Annotated in this window: 18 protein-coding genes; 9 read left to right on the top strand and 9 right to left on the bottom strand. The window is 65.4% G+C overall.

Annotated elements, in window-relative coordinates; translation table 11 throughout:
* Window positions 1-8: 8 nt before the first annotated feature.
* Window positions 9-1,157, top strand: coding sequence for an extracellular solute-binding protein (locus RVU70_RS20375; RefSeq protein ID WP_363352187.1), 1,149 nt, complete (start codon window positions 9-11; stop codon window positions 1,155-1,157).
* A gap of 14 nt (window positions 1,158-1,171) precedes the next feature.
* Here RVU70_RS20375 and RVU70_RS20370 read toward each other — a convergent pair whose 3' ends face one another.
* Window positions 1,172-1,561, bottom strand: a complete 390-nt coding sequence (locus RVU70_RS20370) for a hypothetical protein (protein ID WP_363352185.1) — start codon at window positions 1,559-1,561, stop codon at window positions 1,172-1,174.
* 259 nt (window positions 1,562-1,820) lie between these two features.
* Here RVU70_RS20370 and RVU70_RS20365 point away from each other — a divergent pair, with 259 nt between their 5' ends.
* The gene (locus tag RVU70_RS20365; protein WP_363352183.1) at window positions 1,821-2,156 is read left to right on the top strand and encodes a PepSY domain-containing protein; all 336 of its coding nucleotides are present in this window, start codon (window positions 1,821-1,823) and stop codon (window positions 2,154-2,156) included.
* A gap of 145 nt (window positions 2,157-2,301) precedes the next feature.
* Here RVU70_RS20365 and RVU70_RS20360 read toward each other — a convergent pair whose 3' ends face one another.
* The 3 genes from RVU70_RS20360 to RVU70_RS20350 are packed head-to-tail and all read right to left on the bottom strand — an operon-like array spanning window position 2,302 to window position 4,653.
* Window positions 2,302-2,922, bottom strand: coding sequence for a hypothetical protein (locus RVU70_RS20360; protein WP_363352181.1), 621 nt, complete (start codon window positions 2,920-2,922; stop codon window positions 2,302-2,304).
* A 13-nt stretch (window positions 2,923-2,935) separates the two neighbouring features.
* Window positions 2,936-3,544, bottom strand: a complete 609-nt coding sequence (gspM, locus tag RVU70_RS20355; protein WP_363352179.1) for a type II secretion system protein GspM — start codon at window positions 3,542-3,544, stop codon at window positions 2,936-2,938.
* Window positions 3,541-4,653, bottom strand: coding sequence for a PilN domain-containing protein (locus RVU70_RS20350; protein ID WP_363352177.1), 1,113 nt, complete (start codon window positions 4,651-4,653; stop codon window positions 3,541-3,543). The genes gspM and RVU70_RS20350 overlap by 4 nt, the downstream gene beginning before the upstream one ends.
* A 254-nt stretch (window positions 4,654-4,907) precedes the next feature.
* Between RVU70_RS20350 and RVU70_RS20345 the strand changes: the two genes are divergently transcribed.
* From RVU70_RS20345 to RVU70_RS20325, 5 genes are read left to right on the top strand one after another with little or no spacing between them, the layout of a single operon-like run.
* Complete coding sequence (locus RVU70_RS20345; protein ID WP_363352175.1) at window positions 4,908-6,662, top strand: GspE/PulE family protein; 1,755 nt, start codon at window positions 4,908-4,910, stop codon at window positions 6,660-6,662.
* 6 nt (window positions 6,663-6,668) lie between these two features.
* The gene (locus tag RVU70_RS20340; protein WP_363352173.1) at window positions 6,669-7,883 is read left to right on the top strand and encodes a type II secretion system F family protein; all 1,215 of its coding nucleotides are present in this window, start codon (window positions 6,669-6,671) and stop codon (window positions 7,881-7,883) included.
* Window positions 7,880-8,341 carry a GspH/FimT family pseudopilin gene (locus RVU70_RS20335; RefSeq protein WP_363352171.1) on the top strand — a complete coding sequence of 154 codons (462 nt, stop codon included), beginning with the start codon at window positions 7,880-7,882 and terminating at the stop codon, window positions 8,339-8,341. Before RVU70_RS20340 ends, RVU70_RS20335 begins: the two co-directional genes overlap by 4 nt.
* On the top strand, window positions 8,326-8,736 hold the full coding sequence (locus tag RVU70_RS20330) for a type II secretion system protein (protein ID WP_363352169.1): 411 nt from the start codon (window positions 8,326-8,328) through the stop codon (window positions 8,734-8,736). The genes RVU70_RS20335 and RVU70_RS20330 overlap by 16 nt, the downstream gene beginning before the upstream one ends.
* The gene (locus RVU70_RS20325; protein WP_363352167.1) at window positions 8,733-9,350 is read left to right on the top strand and encodes a prepilin-type N-terminal cleavage/methylation domain-containing protein; all 618 of its coding nucleotides are present in this window, start codon (window positions 8,733-8,735) and stop codon (window positions 9,348-9,350) included. Before RVU70_RS20330 ends, RVU70_RS20325 begins: the two co-directional genes overlap by 4 nt.
* A gap of 22 nt (window positions 9,351-9,372) precedes the next feature.
* Here RVU70_RS20325 and RVU70_RS20320 read toward each other — a convergent pair whose 3' ends face one another.
* Window positions 9,373-9,945 (bottom strand): A24 family peptidase, encoded by a 573-nt coding sequence (locus RVU70_RS20320; protein ID WP_363352165.1) that lies wholly within the window; start codon window positions 9,943-9,945, stop codon window positions 9,373-9,375.
* Between the two features lie 283 nt (window positions 9,946-10,228).
* On the opposite strand from RVU70_RS20320, the gene gspD reads away from it, so the two are divergent.
* Together gspD and RVU70_RS20310 are read left to right on the top strand one after the other, a co-directional pair.
* Entirely contained in the window at window positions 10,229-12,568 is a 2,340-nt protein-coding gene (gene gspD / locus RVU70_RS20315; protein WP_363352163.1) for a type II secretion system secretin GspD, read from the top strand.
* 362 nt (window positions 12,569-12,930) lie between these two features.
* On the top strand, window positions 12,931-13,476 hold the full coding sequence (locus RVU70_RS20310; protein ID WP_363352161.1) for a hypothetical protein: 546 nt from the start codon (window positions 12,931-12,933) through the stop codon (window positions 13,474-13,476).
* 56 nt (window positions 13,477-13,532) lie between these two features.
* On the opposite strand, the gene gspG is transcribed toward RVU70_RS20310, so the two are convergent.
* From gspG to RVU70_RS20290, 4 genes are all read right to left on the bottom strand, one after another.
* Window positions 13,533-14,012, bottom strand: coding sequence for a type II secretion system major pseudopilin GspG (gene gspG / locus RVU70_RS20305; RefSeq protein ID WP_363352159.1), 480 nt, complete (start codon window positions 14,010-14,012; stop codon window positions 13,533-13,535).
* 26 nt (window positions 14,013-14,038) lie between these two features.
* Window positions 14,039-14,467 (bottom strand): hypothetical protein, encoded by a 429-nt coding sequence (locus tag RVU70_RS20300; RefSeq protein ID WP_363352157.1) that lies wholly within the window; start codon window positions 14,465-14,467, stop codon window positions 14,039-14,041.
* 306 nt (window positions 14,468-14,773) lie between these two features.
* Entirely contained in the window at window positions 14,774-14,950 is a 177-nt protein-coding gene (locus tag RVU70_RS20295) for a hypothetical protein (RefSeq protein WP_363352155.1), read from the bottom strand.
* Window positions 14,951-15,006: 56 nt separating this feature from the next.
* Window positions 15,007-16,935: an NAD(P)-binding protein gene (locus RVU70_RS20290; protein ID WP_363352153.1), complete on the bottom strand. Its 1,929-nt coding sequence runs from the start codon at window positions 16,933-16,935 to the stop codon at window positions 15,007-15,009.
* Window positions 16,936-16,998: the final 63 nt, after the last annotated feature.

The raw sequence follows: 16,998 nt of genomic DNA, 5'->3' as shown, positions 1-16,998 counted from the left end.
TCTTCGCGATGACCATATTGAGATTATCCCGCACCGCCGCCGTTTGGCTGGCCTGGCTTCTGACGCTTTGCGCCTTTCCCGCGCCCGGACAGGCGCAGATCGTCAATGTGCTCGGCTGGAACGACTACATCGATCCCGACGTCATCGCTGACTTTACCGAGGAAACCGGGATCGAGGTTACCTACGACTCGTACAATTCAGACGCCGCGCTCGAGAGAAGGCTCAAGGCGGGGAAGGAAACCTTCGACGTCGTCATCGTGTCCGGTCCGGCTCTTTCGAAACAGATTGCAGCCGGCGTCTATCAGAAGCTCGACGAAAACAGGCTTCCCAATAGAAAATATCTCTGGCCTGAAATCATGCAGCTTCTTTCCGCCTATGACATCGGCAACCGGTTTGCCGTCAACTACATGTGGTTTACCCTCGGCATTTCTTACAACGCCGAGAAAATAAGAAGCAATGTCGAAGCCGTCGCGTCGCGTCGCGCATCGGCGCGGTCCCTCGCTTCGCCGCCCTTCGATTCATGGAGCGTGCTGTTCAAGCCCGACTCTTTGCGCAAATTCTCGAACTGCGGCGTCGGCGTCGTCGACGACCGCGAATATCTGCTGGCGATCGCGCGGCGATATTTGTGGTCTGACTGGAAGTCCGCCGCTGGCCTGTCGCATGAAACAGATCTCAAACGTGCGGGCGACATGTTGGGCGCCGTCTTACGCGATGTGAAGAAGCTCGACGCGTCGAACTTCGTCGCCGCTCTGGCGAATGGCGAAATCTGCCTCGCCGTCGGCTATTCCCTCGACGGCTTTCGCGCCCGCGATCAGGCCCGGGAAGCAAATAACGGGGCTGAGATCAATTACGTGCTTCCCCGCGAAGGCGCCCCGGTCCTGATGGATAATCTCGCAATCCCGAAAGCCGCGCCGCATGTCGCGGAAGCCTATCGGTTCATCGACTTCCTCCTGCGTCCGGAGATCGCCGCCCGGAACACCGACTTCACGCATGCGGCGAACGGAATTTTCGCGTCGAAGCCTCTCGTGGACAAAAGCATCTCGGGCAACAAGTCCGTTTATCCCGACGCCGCCGTCGTCGAGAGGCTTTTCGTGCCCGAGCAAACCTATGCCCGAACGCGGGACGCCTTCCTGCGCGAATGGGTGCGCATGAAATAGCGGCAAAGAGCTTTTCACGGCCTCTCTCTTTGCACAAGCTTTTCACGCAACCAACGAACGACTATGGCGGCTCCAATCGGAACGGTGACGGTCAGAAGCAACACGCTCGTGACCCATCCTGACCTCGACGCGCTCGCAACGTCATGCTGTTCAAGCCTTCGCATTCTCGATCCCACAGGCAGAGCGTGCTTGTCGCTTGGGTCTTCGCTGCGGTATGTCGCTTCCACTTCCTTCTTGTGGCGCGTCTCGAGCTCGCCGAGCCTCAACTCGGCCCCGGCGTCATCGAAAACCTGGATGTTGGATTCAGCCCTGCTCTGTAGCCGCTTCACGAGCCCGAGGCATTGCGTCGCAGTGTCCGCTCTGCTGATCCGCCGATCAGCGCCGTAGACGACAGCATAAGCCACGGTTGCTCTCCAGTCCGCCGGTAAGCTGCAAACAACGCCGCGAGAGCTACGATTAATTAGATGCGCAGGCCCGGCTGGCAATGGCGCGGTCCTCGCGTGGCTGACGCGCGGCGCTAACGCGCGTTTTTACCCGACGTCGGTCGATTGGCGCCTTTTCGTTTGCTTGCGCCGCCTAATATGGATGCAGGACCAGGCATTCGCAGATGCGACTGCGTGGCCGCAGCCGTCCTATTTACCCGCAAGCAGAAAGGAGCGCCTCATGCGTCGCCTTCACCTTTCATCTTTCGCCCTGCTGAGCGTGTTGGGGCTTCTCACGGCGCCGGCTTTCGCGGACCGGGCGTTGACGAGCGCCGAAAAATCAAGCCTGCGCTCGGCGCTTCAGGACATGGGTTGCCGCGGCGGCAAAATGGAGTTCGACGACGGCAAATACGAGATCGATGACGCCATGTGCCGCGACGGCAGATACGATCTGACCTTCAACAAGAAATTCCGCCTGACTCAAAAGGAGTTCGAGGCCCGGGACGAGCGCGTCGGCCGCCGCGATCGCGACGAAAGCGCTTACGGCAGCGGACGCAAGCGCAGCAGAGATTATTAGCGCGCCCGCGCGAGATCGCAACTGAGACAATGACGACAGCGCGACAGGCGCCGACGATATGCGCACTCTTTGCGTTTCGATCGCCGGCGTCCCGCTCGAGCGCCGGCGCGCGGCGAGCGGGTGGAGAGAGACGCTCGGAGGGGCTTTATCTGGACGCAGGATCGGCATTGGCGTCGTCAGCGGGGGCCTCGCTTCCGGCGTCTGGCGTCGCCTCGCCATATAACTTCAGTTTGCTCAATTGTCCGCCGCTCTCGAGAACGACCTCCGTCGCCGTGATGGAGGTCACCGTCCAGGCCTCGACGGCGTCGCCGACCTTTCGCCATTCGCCGTCGGGCGCATCCGGTGAGACGAGGAACGCCTTTGTCGCATTGTTGTGTCGTACGATTGCGGCGACCGTCACGCCGGTCGGCCCCTCGACGACAGCCTCCGTCGCGGAAGCCGCGGTCTTCGACGCCGGCTTGCGGTCCTTCGCGAAGATCGGCCGCGAAAGGGACTCCGTGTCGGCCGAGGCCGGCTTTGGCGGATAAAGGTCGACGACGCCCAGGGTCGGCGGCGTCCAGTCGGCGACGTTGACGAAACCGTCGCTCTCCACCGGGCTGACGGCGGCGTAGAGGGCGAAGAAGCCCGCCCCACAGGTAAAGGCGGTCAAGACCGCGAGGCCGATCGCCGAGAGGGGCGAAAGCGGCGAGCGCGTGAGTCTGAAGAACCGCGACGGCGCATTTTTCGTCACTGCGGCGATGCGCAGGATCGCATTATCGCGCTTCATGGGCGGCCGTTTTTCATGGGCGGCCCTTTTTCGGCGCGCCGCCGAAAACGTCGAATTGCGCTTCCAGTTCTTCGCTCTGCCGCGGCATGCCCCAAAACATCGCCTGGTTGCGAATGCTCGCCCCGGTGATGAGCAGCAAGGGCGGCTCGCCCTCGAGGGCGCGCGCCAGTGCGTGGATATTGTCATAGGAGCCCGAAACATTGAGCCGCGCGCCGACCAGCGTCACGCCCTCGAACGGTTTTGGGGGCAACACCTGGATCGACCTGACCGTGACCTGCGAGGCTTCCGCGAGCGTCTTCAGCCGCGCCTGCAGATTGGCGTCGATGACGCCGTCGCCGTCGCCGTCCAGGAGTTCGCCGCGACCATTGATGTCGGAGACTTGCCGGGCGTAGGCCTGAATCTGCTCTTCATGGGCGACCACGGCCTCATAGCGGGCGAGCGTCTGACGCCGTTCGGCGACAGCCTCGGCGCCGGTTGCGATCAGGCGGCGCGCGGGTTCGATGCACAGGAGATAGAAAAGCGCCAGGGCCAGCAGATTGACGCCAGCGAAGACGGCGCGACGCCCGGCCGGCGCCTGACGCAGCGCGCGCGAGGTCAGGGGCCAGGCGAGACGCCGCGTCATCTGCCGCCCGCCGGCTTCTGTTGTTCCAGTTTGGCCTGCAACGAAAAGCCCTCGCGCTTTTCGCGCGGGTCGGGCGTGATGGGCGCCGTGAGCGCCGCATCGCTGAAAAGCGGCGAATGATCGAAAAGGGCGGGGAGACCGACTGCGGAACTCGCAAAGCCGATGATGTCGACCGCCCGCTCATTGGTCTGTGTTTCACTCAAGCGCAAATCGGTGACATAGGCGCTGTCGGGGAGGATGCGCGCGACCTCCTCCCATAGGTCGCCAAATTGCGGGCCGTTCCGGCGGGCGCTGCGCAGCACCGCGAGCAGCCGGCTCTCCGAGGAGGCGCGATCCACCACCTGCCGCACGCGGGCGGCGCGCGCCGACATGTCCTGTATCTTCGCGTCCAGTTCCGCAATGAGCGCGTCTTGGCGCCACAGCGTGACGCCGACGCCCGTCGCCGTGAAGATCGCCGTCGCCATGAAGAGCCCGAGCGCAATGTTGCGGAGCCGATGGGACGTCCCCTGTGTCGCCGCGAGGCGGATGACGGGGGGTTCTTCGTCGCCCTCGCCACAGGGCCGGATGAAAGCGATGTCCGAGACCGCGAGGCCCGCGCGTTCGACCGTCTCCGCGACGATGTCGCGCCGCAGGATCCACAGGCTCACGCGAGACTTGTCCGGCGTCGTCGGGAGCCTGGCGATCGTATGGCCGTAAAGCACGTCCGCGACCCGAAAAGGGGTCTTGCGTTCAATGTCGGCGATCAGAAGCTTCGGCAGATTGGCGACGGCGGCGTTGGGAATGTCGAAGCGGCGCACGAAGAAAGCGCGGGTCTCGATCTCGAGTCCGACCCGGACGGCGTTGCGCGTCAGACCGCGACGGCCGAGCGCCCCTTCGAGCGACGCGGACGCGACTTCGTCGCCGGAAAGACGCCAAAGAGGCGCGCCGCGCGCGTCGACGCAAGAGAGATCGCGCTCGCCGGCCTTCAAAATCAGGCGCCGATCGCCGCGGTCGGTCAGCCAGGCGATCGTCCCCGGCGAGAAGAGGCTGAAAAATTCACGCCGATACCAGGCGAGGAGCCGCTGCGCGGCCGTCTTCAGCGAATGTCCGAGATTGTCTTGCGTCCACAACGCGCTCGCCACTCGAAAGACCCCGACAGTTGCGACGCCTCAAAATAGCCGCCGACGCGAGGCGAGGCAATCAGGCCGGAGAAAAAGCGTTCGTCGAGATGGCCCACATCGGGCGCCTGGAGCAAAATCTTTCATGCTCGAAAGGGGATAGAAGCGCAAACGCGATGGTGCGCGCGCGGCTGTCTTCGGACCCGCAAATATGTCATCCTGACCCGAAGCGTTGATCGGCGCGCGGACGCTGCAAAGGGCTGTCGATGAGAACGCAACTTCTGGCCGGCGATGCAACCGGCGATGCCGCGGCCAAACATTCGCCGCCCGGAAGCGACGCCGATTTCGCGGCGGGCTTCGGGGCCTTCCTCGTCGAGGAGAAGGCGATCGACGAGCTGGCGTTGCAGCGGTCGCTTCGCGCAGCGGCGCAGAGCGGCGAGCGCTTCGATCATGTGCTGACGAAGCTCGGCCTCGTTCCAGAGGCGGATCTTTGCGCCCATCTCGCCAAATTCCTCGAGATTCCGCGCATCGAGCCCGCGGAAATTCCGCTCCAACCTCCCCTGTGCGGCGACGTTCCCGAGAAATTCATCCACGCCAACGGCCTGTTGCCGCTCTCGGTCGAGGGGCGGCGGTTGACTCTCGCGGTCATCGATCCGCTCGACCTCGATCCGGTGCGCGCTTTGTCCTATGCGACGGGCTACGACATCGACCTGCGCCTCATCCCGCCCTCGCAGTTCGAAAAGGCGTGGTCGTCGCTCTATGGCGCGCCGCGCCAGGGCGTCGCCTTCATCGAAAACGATCTGCGCGCCAATGACGCCAGCGAATACGACCTCCAGCGCCTGCGCGACATCGCCAATGAGGCGCCCGTGGTGCGCCGCGTCAATGAAATCATCGCCGACGCCATCGAAGCGCGCGCGTCGGACATTCATATCGAGCCATCGCTCGACGCCGTGCAGGTTCGTTACCCGATCGACGGCGCGCTGCACTCGGCCGAGATCCTGCCGCCGGGCTTGAAGGCCGCGATTGCGTCGCGCATCAAGATCATGGCGCGGCTCGACATCGCCGAACGCCGCCTGCCGCAGGATGGGCGCATCAAGCTCGCCATTCGCGGCGTGGACATTGATTTTCGCGTCTCGACGCTGCCGACGGCGCATGGCGAAAGCATCGTCCTGCGCATTCTCGACCGCAGTCAGATCGCGCTCGATTTCGACAGGCTGGGATTCGAGCCGGAGACGACGGCGCAGTTGCGCGAGGCGATGCGCAATCCAAACGGCATCGTCCTCGTCACCGGCCCCACGGGGTCGGGCAAGACGACGACGCTTTACACGGCGCTCAAGGAGCTGACCACGCCCGACGTCAAGGTCTTCACCGTCGAAGACCCGATCGAATATCAGCTCCCGGGCGTCAATCAGGTGCAGGTGCAACCCGGGATCGGGCTCGACTTTCCCACTACGCTGCGCGCCATTTTGCGCCAGGACCCCGACATCGTCATGATCGGCGAGATTCGCGACGCCGCGACGGCGCGCATCGCCATTCAGGCGTCGCTCACCGGCCACCTCGTGTTCTCGACCTTGCACACCAACAGCGCCGCCGCGTCGATCACGCGGCTCGTCGACATGGGCGTGGAGAATTATCTCATCGCCTCGACGGTGAAGGCGGTTCTGGCGCAGCGGCTGGTCCGTCGCCTGTGCCCGGCCTGCGCGACGCCGCTCGAAACGCGCGCGCAGCTCCGCGCGCAATTTGCAGGAGAGCGCTTCGCCGCCGGGAGCGACCGGCTGTCCGCGGCCAAGGGCTGCCCCCACTGCCGCCAACTGGGCTACGCGGGCCGATCGACGATCGCCGAGCTTCTCATCATGAACGACCGCCTGCAGCGCCTCGTCTGCGAGAACGCGCCGGACGCGACGCTGGAGGCCGTGGCCCGCGAAAGCGGCATGACGACCATGTATCAGTGCGGCATGACCAAGGCCTGGCGCGGCGAGACGACCCTCGACGAAGTCGCGCGCGTCACACGCATGGATTGACGCTAAATGCCGATCTTCCACTATCGCGCCTATAGCGGCTCGGGCGATCTCGTCGAGGGCGACATAGAGGCGCCGAGCGGCGAGGCGGCCGAAGACGCGCTGTTTCGCCGCGGGCTGACGCCCTTCGAGACGCAGGCGGCGGAGCCGGCCGCCGCCATCGCCCGGCGCGCCTTTTTCAAGAGCGGCCCCAACGCCGCGCAGATCGCGTCTTTCACGCGGGAGTTCGCCACGCTCGAACAGGCCGACGTGCCGCTCGATCAGAGCCTGCGCATCCTCGCCGCGCAGAGCCCCGCCGCGCCGCTGCGGGCTTTGGCGCAAGAGATCCTGACGCGGATCGTCGAGGGCGCGTCGCTCTCCGACGCCTTGTCGAGTCGACCCGACCTATTCGCGCCGGACTATGTCAATGTCGTGCGGGAGGGGGAGGCCGTCGGACGCGTCGGGCCTGCGCTCGCCGATCTCGCCGAGATGCTCGAGCGGCGTCTCGAACTGAAAGCGCGCATTCAGAGCGCCCTCATCTATCCGGCGCTGCTGATGACGCTCGCCGTGATCTCGACGGGCGTCGTGCTCGGCACGCTGGTTCCCAGCGTCGCCCCGATCTTCGCCGACAATGGCAAGGACATGCCGCCCGGGCTTCAGTTCATTCTGGATATGGAGGCCAACGCCGGGGTCGTCGCTTTCGCGCTCAGCGCCGTCGCCGCGAGCGTCGCGCTCTTCTACAGAATGGCGCGATCCCGGCCCGCCTGGCGGATCGCGATCGCGCGGTTCTACCTTCGCCTCCCGGTGATCGGCGGTTTGCTGTCGCAATTCGCCGCGCTGCGCTTCTCCCGCACCCTCGGCGCGATGCTGAAAGCCGGCGTTCCGCTCTTGCAGGGCCTCGAAAGCGCGCGCGCGGCGGTGTCCGACAGTTTTTTCAATCATGAACTCGCCGGCGTTATCGAGGCGGTGCGCGGCGGCTCCAATCTCAGCAGCGCGCTTTCGGGCGTGCCCCATTTGCCGCCCGCGGCGACGCAGATGATCGCCATCGGCGAAGAGACGGCGCAACTTGGCGAGATGCTCCTGCGCGTCGCCGCCATGTTCGAGCGCCAGACGCAACGCTCGATCGAGCGGGCGATGGGACTGCTCACCCCCGCTCTGACCATCGCCATCGCCGCCGTTGTCGGCGGGCTGATCATGACGGTGATGGACGCCGTGCTCAGCATCAACGATCTCGCGGCGAAATGAGGCGGCTTCCGAAAGGTCTGGAGCGCCGGCAAGGATTCACCTTGCTCGAGGCGGTCGTGGTGATGGCGCTGATCGCCCTCGTCGCCGGAGCGGCGGCGCAACGCCTGCGGCCGCCGTCCGCGCGCATGCGGCTGGAGATCGCGGCCAGAAATTTCTGCGCGACGCTGCGCGCGGCGCGCGCCCGCGCCATCGCCACCAACAGCGAGACCTCCATCGTCATCGATCTCGCGCGCAACGCCTATGCGTCGCCCGTCGGCGCGCCCGGGCGTTTTCCTCCCGAGGCGCTGATCACCCTTAACGTCGCCGGCGCCCCGCAACTGACGCCGCCGCGCGGCGCCATCGCCTTCTTTCCCGACGGCGGCTCGACGGGCGGCGACATGACGCTGCAGACGCCGGACGCGCGGGCGACCATCGCCGTCAACTGGCTGACGGGCGAGGCCAGATGCGCCGTCAGCTGACATCGCGGCGGGGCTTTTCACTGATCGAAGCCCTCGCCGCCTTCGCGATATTGGCGATGACGCTCGGGCAGCTCCTCAATGGGGTGAGCGGCGGCGTGCGCAACCAGGCGCGCGCCGATTTTCTCATGCGCGCGGCGCGGCAGGGCGCTTCGCAGCTCGATGCGCTCGGCGTCGACGGACCCACGCCCTTCGGCGAATCGAGCGGCCGCTATCCCGACGGCCTCCACTGGTCGCTGTCCGTCACGCCGGGGCGAAGCGTCGCCGACGCGAGCGGGCGGCCGGCGCTGACGAGCTTTCATGCGCGCCTCGTCATCCGGAAGCCGTCGGGTTACGGAGAGAGCTTCACGCTGTCCGCCGTAAAGATCAGGCCGGTCGAGGAGCCCGCCGCGCCATGAAGCGACCGGGCCGGAATGGTTTCACCCTTCTCGAACTGCTGCTGGCGATCAGTCTCGTCGCCCTGATCACGGCGTCGCTCATGGGCGGCGTAAACCTTGGCCGACGAAGTTGGGAAACCAGCCGCGCGAGCGAGGCGCTGGACGAGATCGAGAGCGCGGCGCGGGCGGTTTCATCGCTCGTTGCGAGAAGCTTTCTCGTTCACCCGGAACAGACCCAACGCGGGCAGTCCGAGCCGGCGCCCGTCTTTCTCGGGGCCGCCACATTCTGCCGCTTCGTCATGCTGAGCGAGGGCGGCGCGCAATGGGGCGGGCTCATCTTGACGGAGATCGGAAGCGAGGGCGGCGACGAACTCGCCGTGTGGACGAAAATCTACCGGCCGCAAGAGGGCCTGGCCCCAACCCGCGCGACGATGCGAAAAACCGTTCTTCTTCGCGGCCTCGCCGCCTTGGAGATCGCCTATTTCGGCGCGCCGCAGCAGGACCAGTCCCCGGCCTGGAGCGGCGGCTGGCGCAACGCCGGCGCGCTTCCCACGCTCGTTTCCGTCAAGATCAGCGCCAGACGTCTGGGCCGCATCCTGGAGGCGGCCTCGACGGTCGCCATCCGTCAGCGCTAGACGGGGTCGTCTCCGAAGCGGTTCAACCGAACCCGATGGGACCAACGGCCCATGACAGCCACAGGCCCAGCGCCAGATGCGGTCCGAAGGGCACGGGCGCGCTCGCGTCGGCGAGATCTCCCTGACGCAGCGCGACGGCCGCCGAGAACAGCGCCGAGAACGTCGCATAGATCAGGCAGCCCGCGAGGCCCTCGACGCCCAGCCAGATTCCGGCGACGGCGAAGAAGCGGGCGTCGCCCTCTCCGACGCCCGGCGCGCCGCGCGGCGCCGCATAAGCGAGGGCGACGGCCCTGAAGGCGAGGAAGGCCAGGACGACGGCTGCGAGCCGCGCCCCCGTCTCCTGCGGCGCGTGCGCCAGGGAGGTGGCGAGCCCGCAGAGAAAGAGAAAGACGAGCGGTCCGTCCGGAATAACGAAATAGCGGACGTCGAACAGCGAGACGAGGCAGAGCGCGGCGAACAAACAGACGCTTGGAAGAATGAGCCAGCCGAGCGCGGCGCTCTGGCCGAGCAATGCGCCGAACGTCAGGAGCGAGGCCCAGGCGGCCGCGGTCAGCGGCCGACCCGCCGAACGGCCGAGCAAAATATTCCAGGCCACGGGCGCAAGGGCGCGTCGCCGACGACAGCACGCGGGCGGCGGCAGTTCGACGCGCAAACGGCGACGGAAAGAATGAGCGAGATCGCGCGCCAAAGAGCCTTCCCGATCGCGAAAACGGCGGGCCCGTCTTCGTCGATTGGCCGTCGGAAATGGTTAAGCTTACGGCTCGAATCGCGCGGCGATCGATGCGCGCAGAGCGAGCGTGGATGGGTGAGTCGCCCCCTGAAGATGTGGTTTAACTTGCGGGTTATTTAACGTGCGCTGGATCTCCCGAGCTGCGACTTTGGCTTTGGCGCCCGTTGCGCTCGCCGCCTGCAACGCGTCTTCGGTCTCGGGCGGTCCGCCCGTGGCGGAATGGAGCGTGGCGCCGCTGACGCAGGGACCGCTTGGCGACGAAACAGGCTCCACGCATGCTGCGCTGTCCCCGCGGAGCAAGGGCAAGACTCTGATCGCGACCGGCACGGGTCGGCTGGTCGGATCGGCGAAGCCGCGTCCGGCGGCGCCGGAGCCAAGCGAGGAGGAAGGGGTGACGTTGAACTTGTCCCATCTTCCGATCGCCGAGGCCGCGAAAATCGTCATTGGCGACATCGTCGGCGGCGACTTCGTCGTCGATCCCAAGCTCGATGGCAAGGTGACTGTCCATACGGCGAACCCGGTGCGCAAGAGCGTCGCGCTCGACCTTTTCCAGTCTGCTTTGCGACTTTCCGGGGCCTCTGTGGTCAAAGCCGGGAGCGTCTACAAGATCGTCCCCAGCGACCAGGCCGCTCAGTCCGGCGAGGCGATCGTCGGCGATTCCGCGCCGCCGGAGGCCACGCCGCTCGGCGAGACCGCGCGGGTCGTGCAGCTGCGCTATGTCTCCGCTTCCGAGATGCGGCGGGTGCTGGAGCCCATCGCCGAGCGCGGCTCCATCCTGCGCGCCGACGACGCCCGCAATACGCTGACGATCAACGCCTCCGCACAGGACGTCGGCACGATTCTCGACGCCATCGGCATGTTCGACATCGACACGATGAAAGGCATGTCCTTCGCGCTCGTGCCGGTGCGCACCGGCGACGCCGATCTCCTGGCCGACGACCTGAAGGCCGTTTTCGGCTCCGAACGAGAGGGGCCGATGGGCGGGATGGTCCGTTTCATCGGCAATAAGCGCCTGTCGTCGATACTGGTCATCTCGCCTCAGCCGCAATACATCGCGCGCGCCCGCGCCTGGATCGAAAAGCTCGACGCCCGCGCGGAGCACAGCGAGAAGCAGTTCTTCACCTATCGTGTCCAGAACCGGCCCGCCAAAGAAATGATGACGGTTTTGACCTCGCTCTTCGGCTCCAAGGGACAGGTCGAGTCGAATGTTTCGCCGCGGTTCACGCCGTCGTCGCTCTCGAGCCCGGCAAGCGGCGGGCCTTCCGGCGCAATCGGCGCGGCGTCGACGTCGGGACCCGCCAACGCCGGCGCGGCGATGGGAAACGGCGGCGCGTCGACGGGCGGCGGGCCGCTCGGCGGCGACGGAGCTGGCGCAGGCTTTCCCGGCGCGTCCAGCGGGCCCAGCAGCGTCAGCGGCTTGAGCGTGCCCGGCGGGGCCTCGACTAACGGCGGGGGTCCGACGCCCGCGATCGGCCTCGACAACGACCGCTACAAGATCGGGGTCGACGACGCCAAAAACGCGCTCGTCGTGATGGCGACGCCCGAGGACTACCGCCGGATCCGGCAAGTCATCGAGACGCTCGACGTGCTGCCGAACCAGGTTTTTCTCGAAGCCACCATCGCCGAAGTGCGGCTCAACGACACGATTCGTTTCGGCGTGCGCTGGTTCATGCAGAGCCATCCGAACCTGTTCGGCTTCAGCAACCTGCCCGGCCGGGAGCCGGCCCCGAACACGCTGCTCGGCAGCAATCTTCTGGGCGCGAACGTCGGCGCGGCCTTTCCGGGATTTGCTTACGCCTTCCGCACGCTCAACCAGCAGGTTACGCTCGATGCGCTGAACGCCATCACCGACACCGACATCATCTCGACGCCCTCGCTGACCGTGCTCGACAATCGCGAGGCGCTTTTGCAGGTCGGCGACCAGATCCCCGTACAGACGCTCACCAGCGTCTCGGCGATCGGGAACACGTTCAATTCGGTCAATTACACCAACACCGGCGTCATTCTCAAAATCACGCCGCACATCAGCGAAAGCGGCCGCGTGATGCTGGAGATCGAGCAGGAGGTTTCCAATGTCGATCCCTTGTCGGACCCGAGCAGCACGACCCCGCGGATTCAGCAACGCAGGGTCAAGACCCAAGTCGTCGTCAATGACAATGAATCGCTCATGCTCGGGGGGCTCGTGAAAAATCAGGCGGGCAAGAGCGCGGCCCAAATCCCCGTCGCAGGCGACGTCCCGATTCTTGGAAACCTGTTCAAGAACCATGGGGATTCGATCGAAAAGCAGGAGCTCATCATCATGCTGACGCCGCATGTGGTGCGCACGCTGAGCGAGGGCCGCGAGATCACCGAGGAATACAAGCGTAAACTGCTCGATATTTCCTCGCGCGCCATCGGACGCCCGCATGACATCGAACAGTCGGCGCGGCGCACGCTCCTCGATCCCTGGTCGAAAAGCCCCTGGCGCATGGACAGGGAGACGCGGTGAGGCCTAGCACGCCGGAACGCCGGCGCCATTGGCCTCGAGCATTGCGCGCAGCGGCGCCGCATACTGGGACGGCCCCCGCCTGAACTCGACGATGGCGAAGGGCTTGCCGCTCGGCGGACGCAGATCGACCAGAGCGTCTTTAGCGATCGTCTGACCTGTTGCAAGGCCGCTTCGGCGTGGATCAAAAAGGCGCTCTGGACGCCGGCCTGATTGAAGCGCGCCGGAAAGCGCGGGTCGGCGCGATTGAGACGATTGGGATAGGGCGTTGCGGCGAGGGCTTTTACCTCCTCGGCCGGATAGCCGGAAAGAGCGGCGAAAAGCGCCGGCGGGCTCGCGCGCGCGTCGACGCCGGCGGCTTTCGAATGAATGGTCACGAAGGGGAGGAGCAGGCGAAACAGCGCGGCGTCGACGCCGCTCGCCTGATCGAGCTCCATCACGGTCTCGAACAGGCCCTGCTTTGGCGGCGTTGGCTTGTCGCCCGCGGGGCTCTCGCCGAACAGGCCGGGATCGCCGCTCGGGGCCGTCCGGAAGGCGATGATCCCTCGCGTCGCGTCCTGCGCGTTGCGCTCGTCGATTCCGAATGCGCGAAGCGCCGCCAGCAAGAGCTCCGGCGGCGCCGCGTTCAGATCGATCTTGCCGCCTTCGTCCGCCACGCCGAGGGCCACCGCCGCGCCGTCCAACATGCAAAACTCCGGCGCGCCGTCATAGATCGTCTCGGCCGTCGGCGTCCGCCGGTCGCGACCGGCGAGAAGCGCGAGAATGGCTCGATTGACGGCGCTTTCAGCCACGTAGGTCGCTTGCGTCGCGGCGGCGACGTTGACCGCCGTCTGGAGGCGCAAACGGCCGGCGTCGAGAAAGGCGACGACAAGCATCGCGATCACGCCGAGGCCCCAGATCACGGCAAGTAAAGCGAATCCCGCGCGCTTCCCGCCGACGCGCCCGCAGGCTTGCGTCGGCGCCAAAATTACTTCGCCTGCACGCTGCGCGAGAGCGCGCCTGCGGACCCCTCCCGGCCCTCGGGCCCCATTGACGCGACGTCATAGGGACCATTTCGGCCCGGCGCCCGATAGAGATAGGGATGACCCCAGGGATCCTGAGGGACGGCGTTCCCCTTGAGATAGGGGCCGCTCCAGGAGGAGATTGCGGCTGGCCGCTGCACCAGGGCCGTGAGCCCCTCCTCCGTCGTGGGGTAGCGGCCGGCGTCGAGATAGAAGAGATCGAGCGCGCTCGCGATGTTTTCCATCTGGATTTGCGCGGTCTTCACGCGCGATTCCGAAAGATAGTTCAGCACGCGCGGCCCGACGAGACCCACGATCGACCCGATGATGGCGAGCACGACGAGCATTTCGACGAGGGTGAAGCCGGCGCGACGGCTCAGGGGAGGCTTCAGTCGGGCGCGGCCGCCCGTCGATTTTATGCTGCGTTCCAAACCCCTCGGCTGCATCTTTAGTCCATCCCCCAACGAGCAAGTCAAAGTTCCACGTAGACGTCGCAACCATAGATTGAGACAGGATTGCCTTCAGCATCTTCAATCTTGTTCCAGCATTTGCCGACGCCGGAGATAAGCCGGTAGATGAAGACGCCCTCGCCCTCCACCGCGCGTTTCTCCGGCGCTCGCCGCCGACCAAGATAGTTGAAATAAGCGACCGCGACGTCGTCTCCGCAGCGATAGAGCGTGCCGCGATCGAGCAGGAACACGCCGTTGCGCTGCTTGGCGTGGCTGATGCAATAGGAATAATGCATCAGCGCGTCCGGCCTCACGCTGATTTCCGCCGACGCGGAGCCGGCGGCGACGAGCAAGATTTGGCGCAAAGCGAAACGGAGCGCTGAAATCTTGCGCGTGCGGAGGACGACGCCCTGCACTGTGTTCCCCCATCGCGCCGCATCGGACGGGCCCATCGATCTCGCCCGCAAAGACACGAATCGCTTCATCTCGCCGCTCATCTCGAGCTTATCTGTAGGGCGAGTTCGAACGAGACGCAATGGCCACGCGCGCCGAGATCGCCGGCCGGCTGATCGGCGTCGGCGTCTGCGTCCGTCCTCGCGCATCAGGAACATGGCCAGCGCCCTGGCGGATCGCCGGGAACAGCTTGCGTCGGCTGCTCGCCCAAGGGCGCCGGCCCGAATCCGAGAGGGGGAGGCTGCACAAAGAAACCCCCGCGATCGCGGGGGAGTCGATTAGAGGAAGAAACGGGTCAATTCGTATCAGGAATTCACGTTGCGCCCCGTGCGCGCGATATAAAGGGCGGCTCCCACCACCATAATGAGCATCACGGCGGGGATCAGAAAGCCGTTCATTTTCGCCTCCATCGCTTCACCTGAAGCAGCGATGTTAATAGGGGCCGACGAAAACATTTTTGCGACATGCAGGCGACCAATCAATGAGCCATAACGCCGGTCAAATCGCGGCGCTTTGGAAGCAAGTCGACGCTTGCGGATTATTCCAGTCCGATCTTCTCTAACGGCGGACCGGGAAAGCGGGCGTAGGCTGGCGCGCCATCAGGGGCGCCCAGCAATTCTCGCACTGCCCTTGCCGCCTGATCGATGGCGGAATGGGCGTAGGCGTAAGCGCCCGAATCCGAATTGGCGATCGCGATGCGCCCCCATCCGCGACGCGCGGCCGTAATCGGCAGCCGCCCCTCGGGCCAATAAGGGTCCCATGGGCGCATATATTCGTAGCTGTAGCCATGAGACCAGCGATTGATCGCAATCGCTTCAATGTCGCGGGCGGGATCGAGTCCGCCGTTTCCCATGGCGCGGGCCAGGAGATCGCGAATCTGGAATTCCATCTGTGAAAACGCCAAGCCAGCCAACATATGGCGTCCACGGCGCGCCTGCTCTCTCGCAGGCTCCCCTTTGCCCCCGATCACGACCTTTCCAAGGTGCAGGAGCACAGGATCGCTCGGCGTATCGGCAAAGCGGTAACTGCCAATGCTCACGGGTTCGTCGATCCAGCATCCCTCCCACCAGGCGCCCGGCGCCCTGAAGCCGACGACGCCCAGTCTGGCGAAGGACTCCCACGACCGCAGCAAGACATTGGCGTAAATCAGCGGAACCTTGTGCTGATCGTTCAGGGCTTCCGCCTGTTCCATCGCAAGTTCGTCGGTGAGCAGCGGGATCACCCGATGCCAGCAGGCCAGAATGACATGTCCCCCCGACGCCTTGAGCAATCTGCCGTTATTGACGTAGCAAACCTCCACGGCGTCGTGAACATTTTGAACACGCACGCAGGGCGAGCCGAGGCGAATGCGGGTTCGGCTCTCCTCCCGATCCAGGCGGCTGTCGTCCAGCTGCGCCAATAAGAGATCTTCGATTGACTCCCCTGGCAGCGCCTCGGGAAGGAGGCGACGCACGATCGCTCTGGCCAAAGAGGCGTTGCCATCCGGAAAGTGGTGAATGTAGGGATCCGGGTTCCTCTGCATCAGCCTCCCGCTGGGACTGAGCGTCGGGTGAACCGCGTCGCCCAGATCCATGGCGTCGAAGCCGGGAGCGCCCATGGCGCGAGCGTCGAGACAGGCGACGGCTTCCGCGCCCACGCCAAAGTAGGATTTCGTGGCGTCCGCCAGATAGGCGGCGACTTGCGGATGCAGGCCCAGGATTTCCAGAAGGAACGCTTCATAAGTCGTTTCCGAAAGACGCGCGAATTTCTCGGCCCGGGTCTTGCCCTTGAAGGGATCGTCCGGCGCGCTCAACAGCTTGACGAGATCGCTTTTCGCCTTTTCGTCGAGCGGCGTGCGCGCGATCCACTCGGCCGGTTTGCCGTCGGTTTTGAAGAGACCGTCTGCGCCAAAGGCCTCGCGGCTGAAAAAAACCGCTGGCCCGAGGCCGCGGTCGGCCGCCCAGCGTCGGTCGCGCCATTTGTCGAATTTGCTGACGTCGATCCCGACGTCCGTCAAGAACGTCGCGACTGCCGGGGAGAAGAAGCTCGGCGTTTGCAGGGATTTGGAGCCGCCATAACCGATGATGCGGCGCCCGTTCGACGCGGTGAATTCATTGCGGACAGCGTGGCCGCCGAAATCGTCGGAATTGTCCAGGATGAGGATGCGCGCGCGCGCGCCCGCCTGCTGGCGATAGAGAAAAGCCGACGCAAGTCCGCTGATCCCGGCCCCGACGACAATCAGGTCGTAGCGCTCGTCGAGCGCCTGCGCCGGGCCGGCGCTTTCCCAGAAGCGGCCGTCGCGAAGCGCATGCATGACCGCAAAACCCTGGTCGGTCTGTCCCCGGAATCCGCCTGCGGGCCGGCCGTCGGCCACAGGCGGAAAATCCGCCAGCGCCATGCCCGCGCCAACTGCAACGCCATTGAGGAAGTCGCGGCGGCTGATCGAGCGCCGCATGCCCAACGCACGCTCATATTGTGAAGGCTGCATGACGCCAGGCGCTCCATTGCAGGGACGAGGTCGCTGATTATACCGGCGCGCCGCGGCTTTCTC

This window comes from Methylocystis echinoides (assembly GCF_040687965.1).
GTDB lineage: Bacteria > Pseudomonadota > Alphaproteobacteria > Rhizobiales > Beijerinckiaceae > Methylocystis > Methylocystis echinoides_A.
Note: the sequence above shows the minus strand (reverse complement) of the source record. Positions and strands in the feature narration are given on the sequence as shown.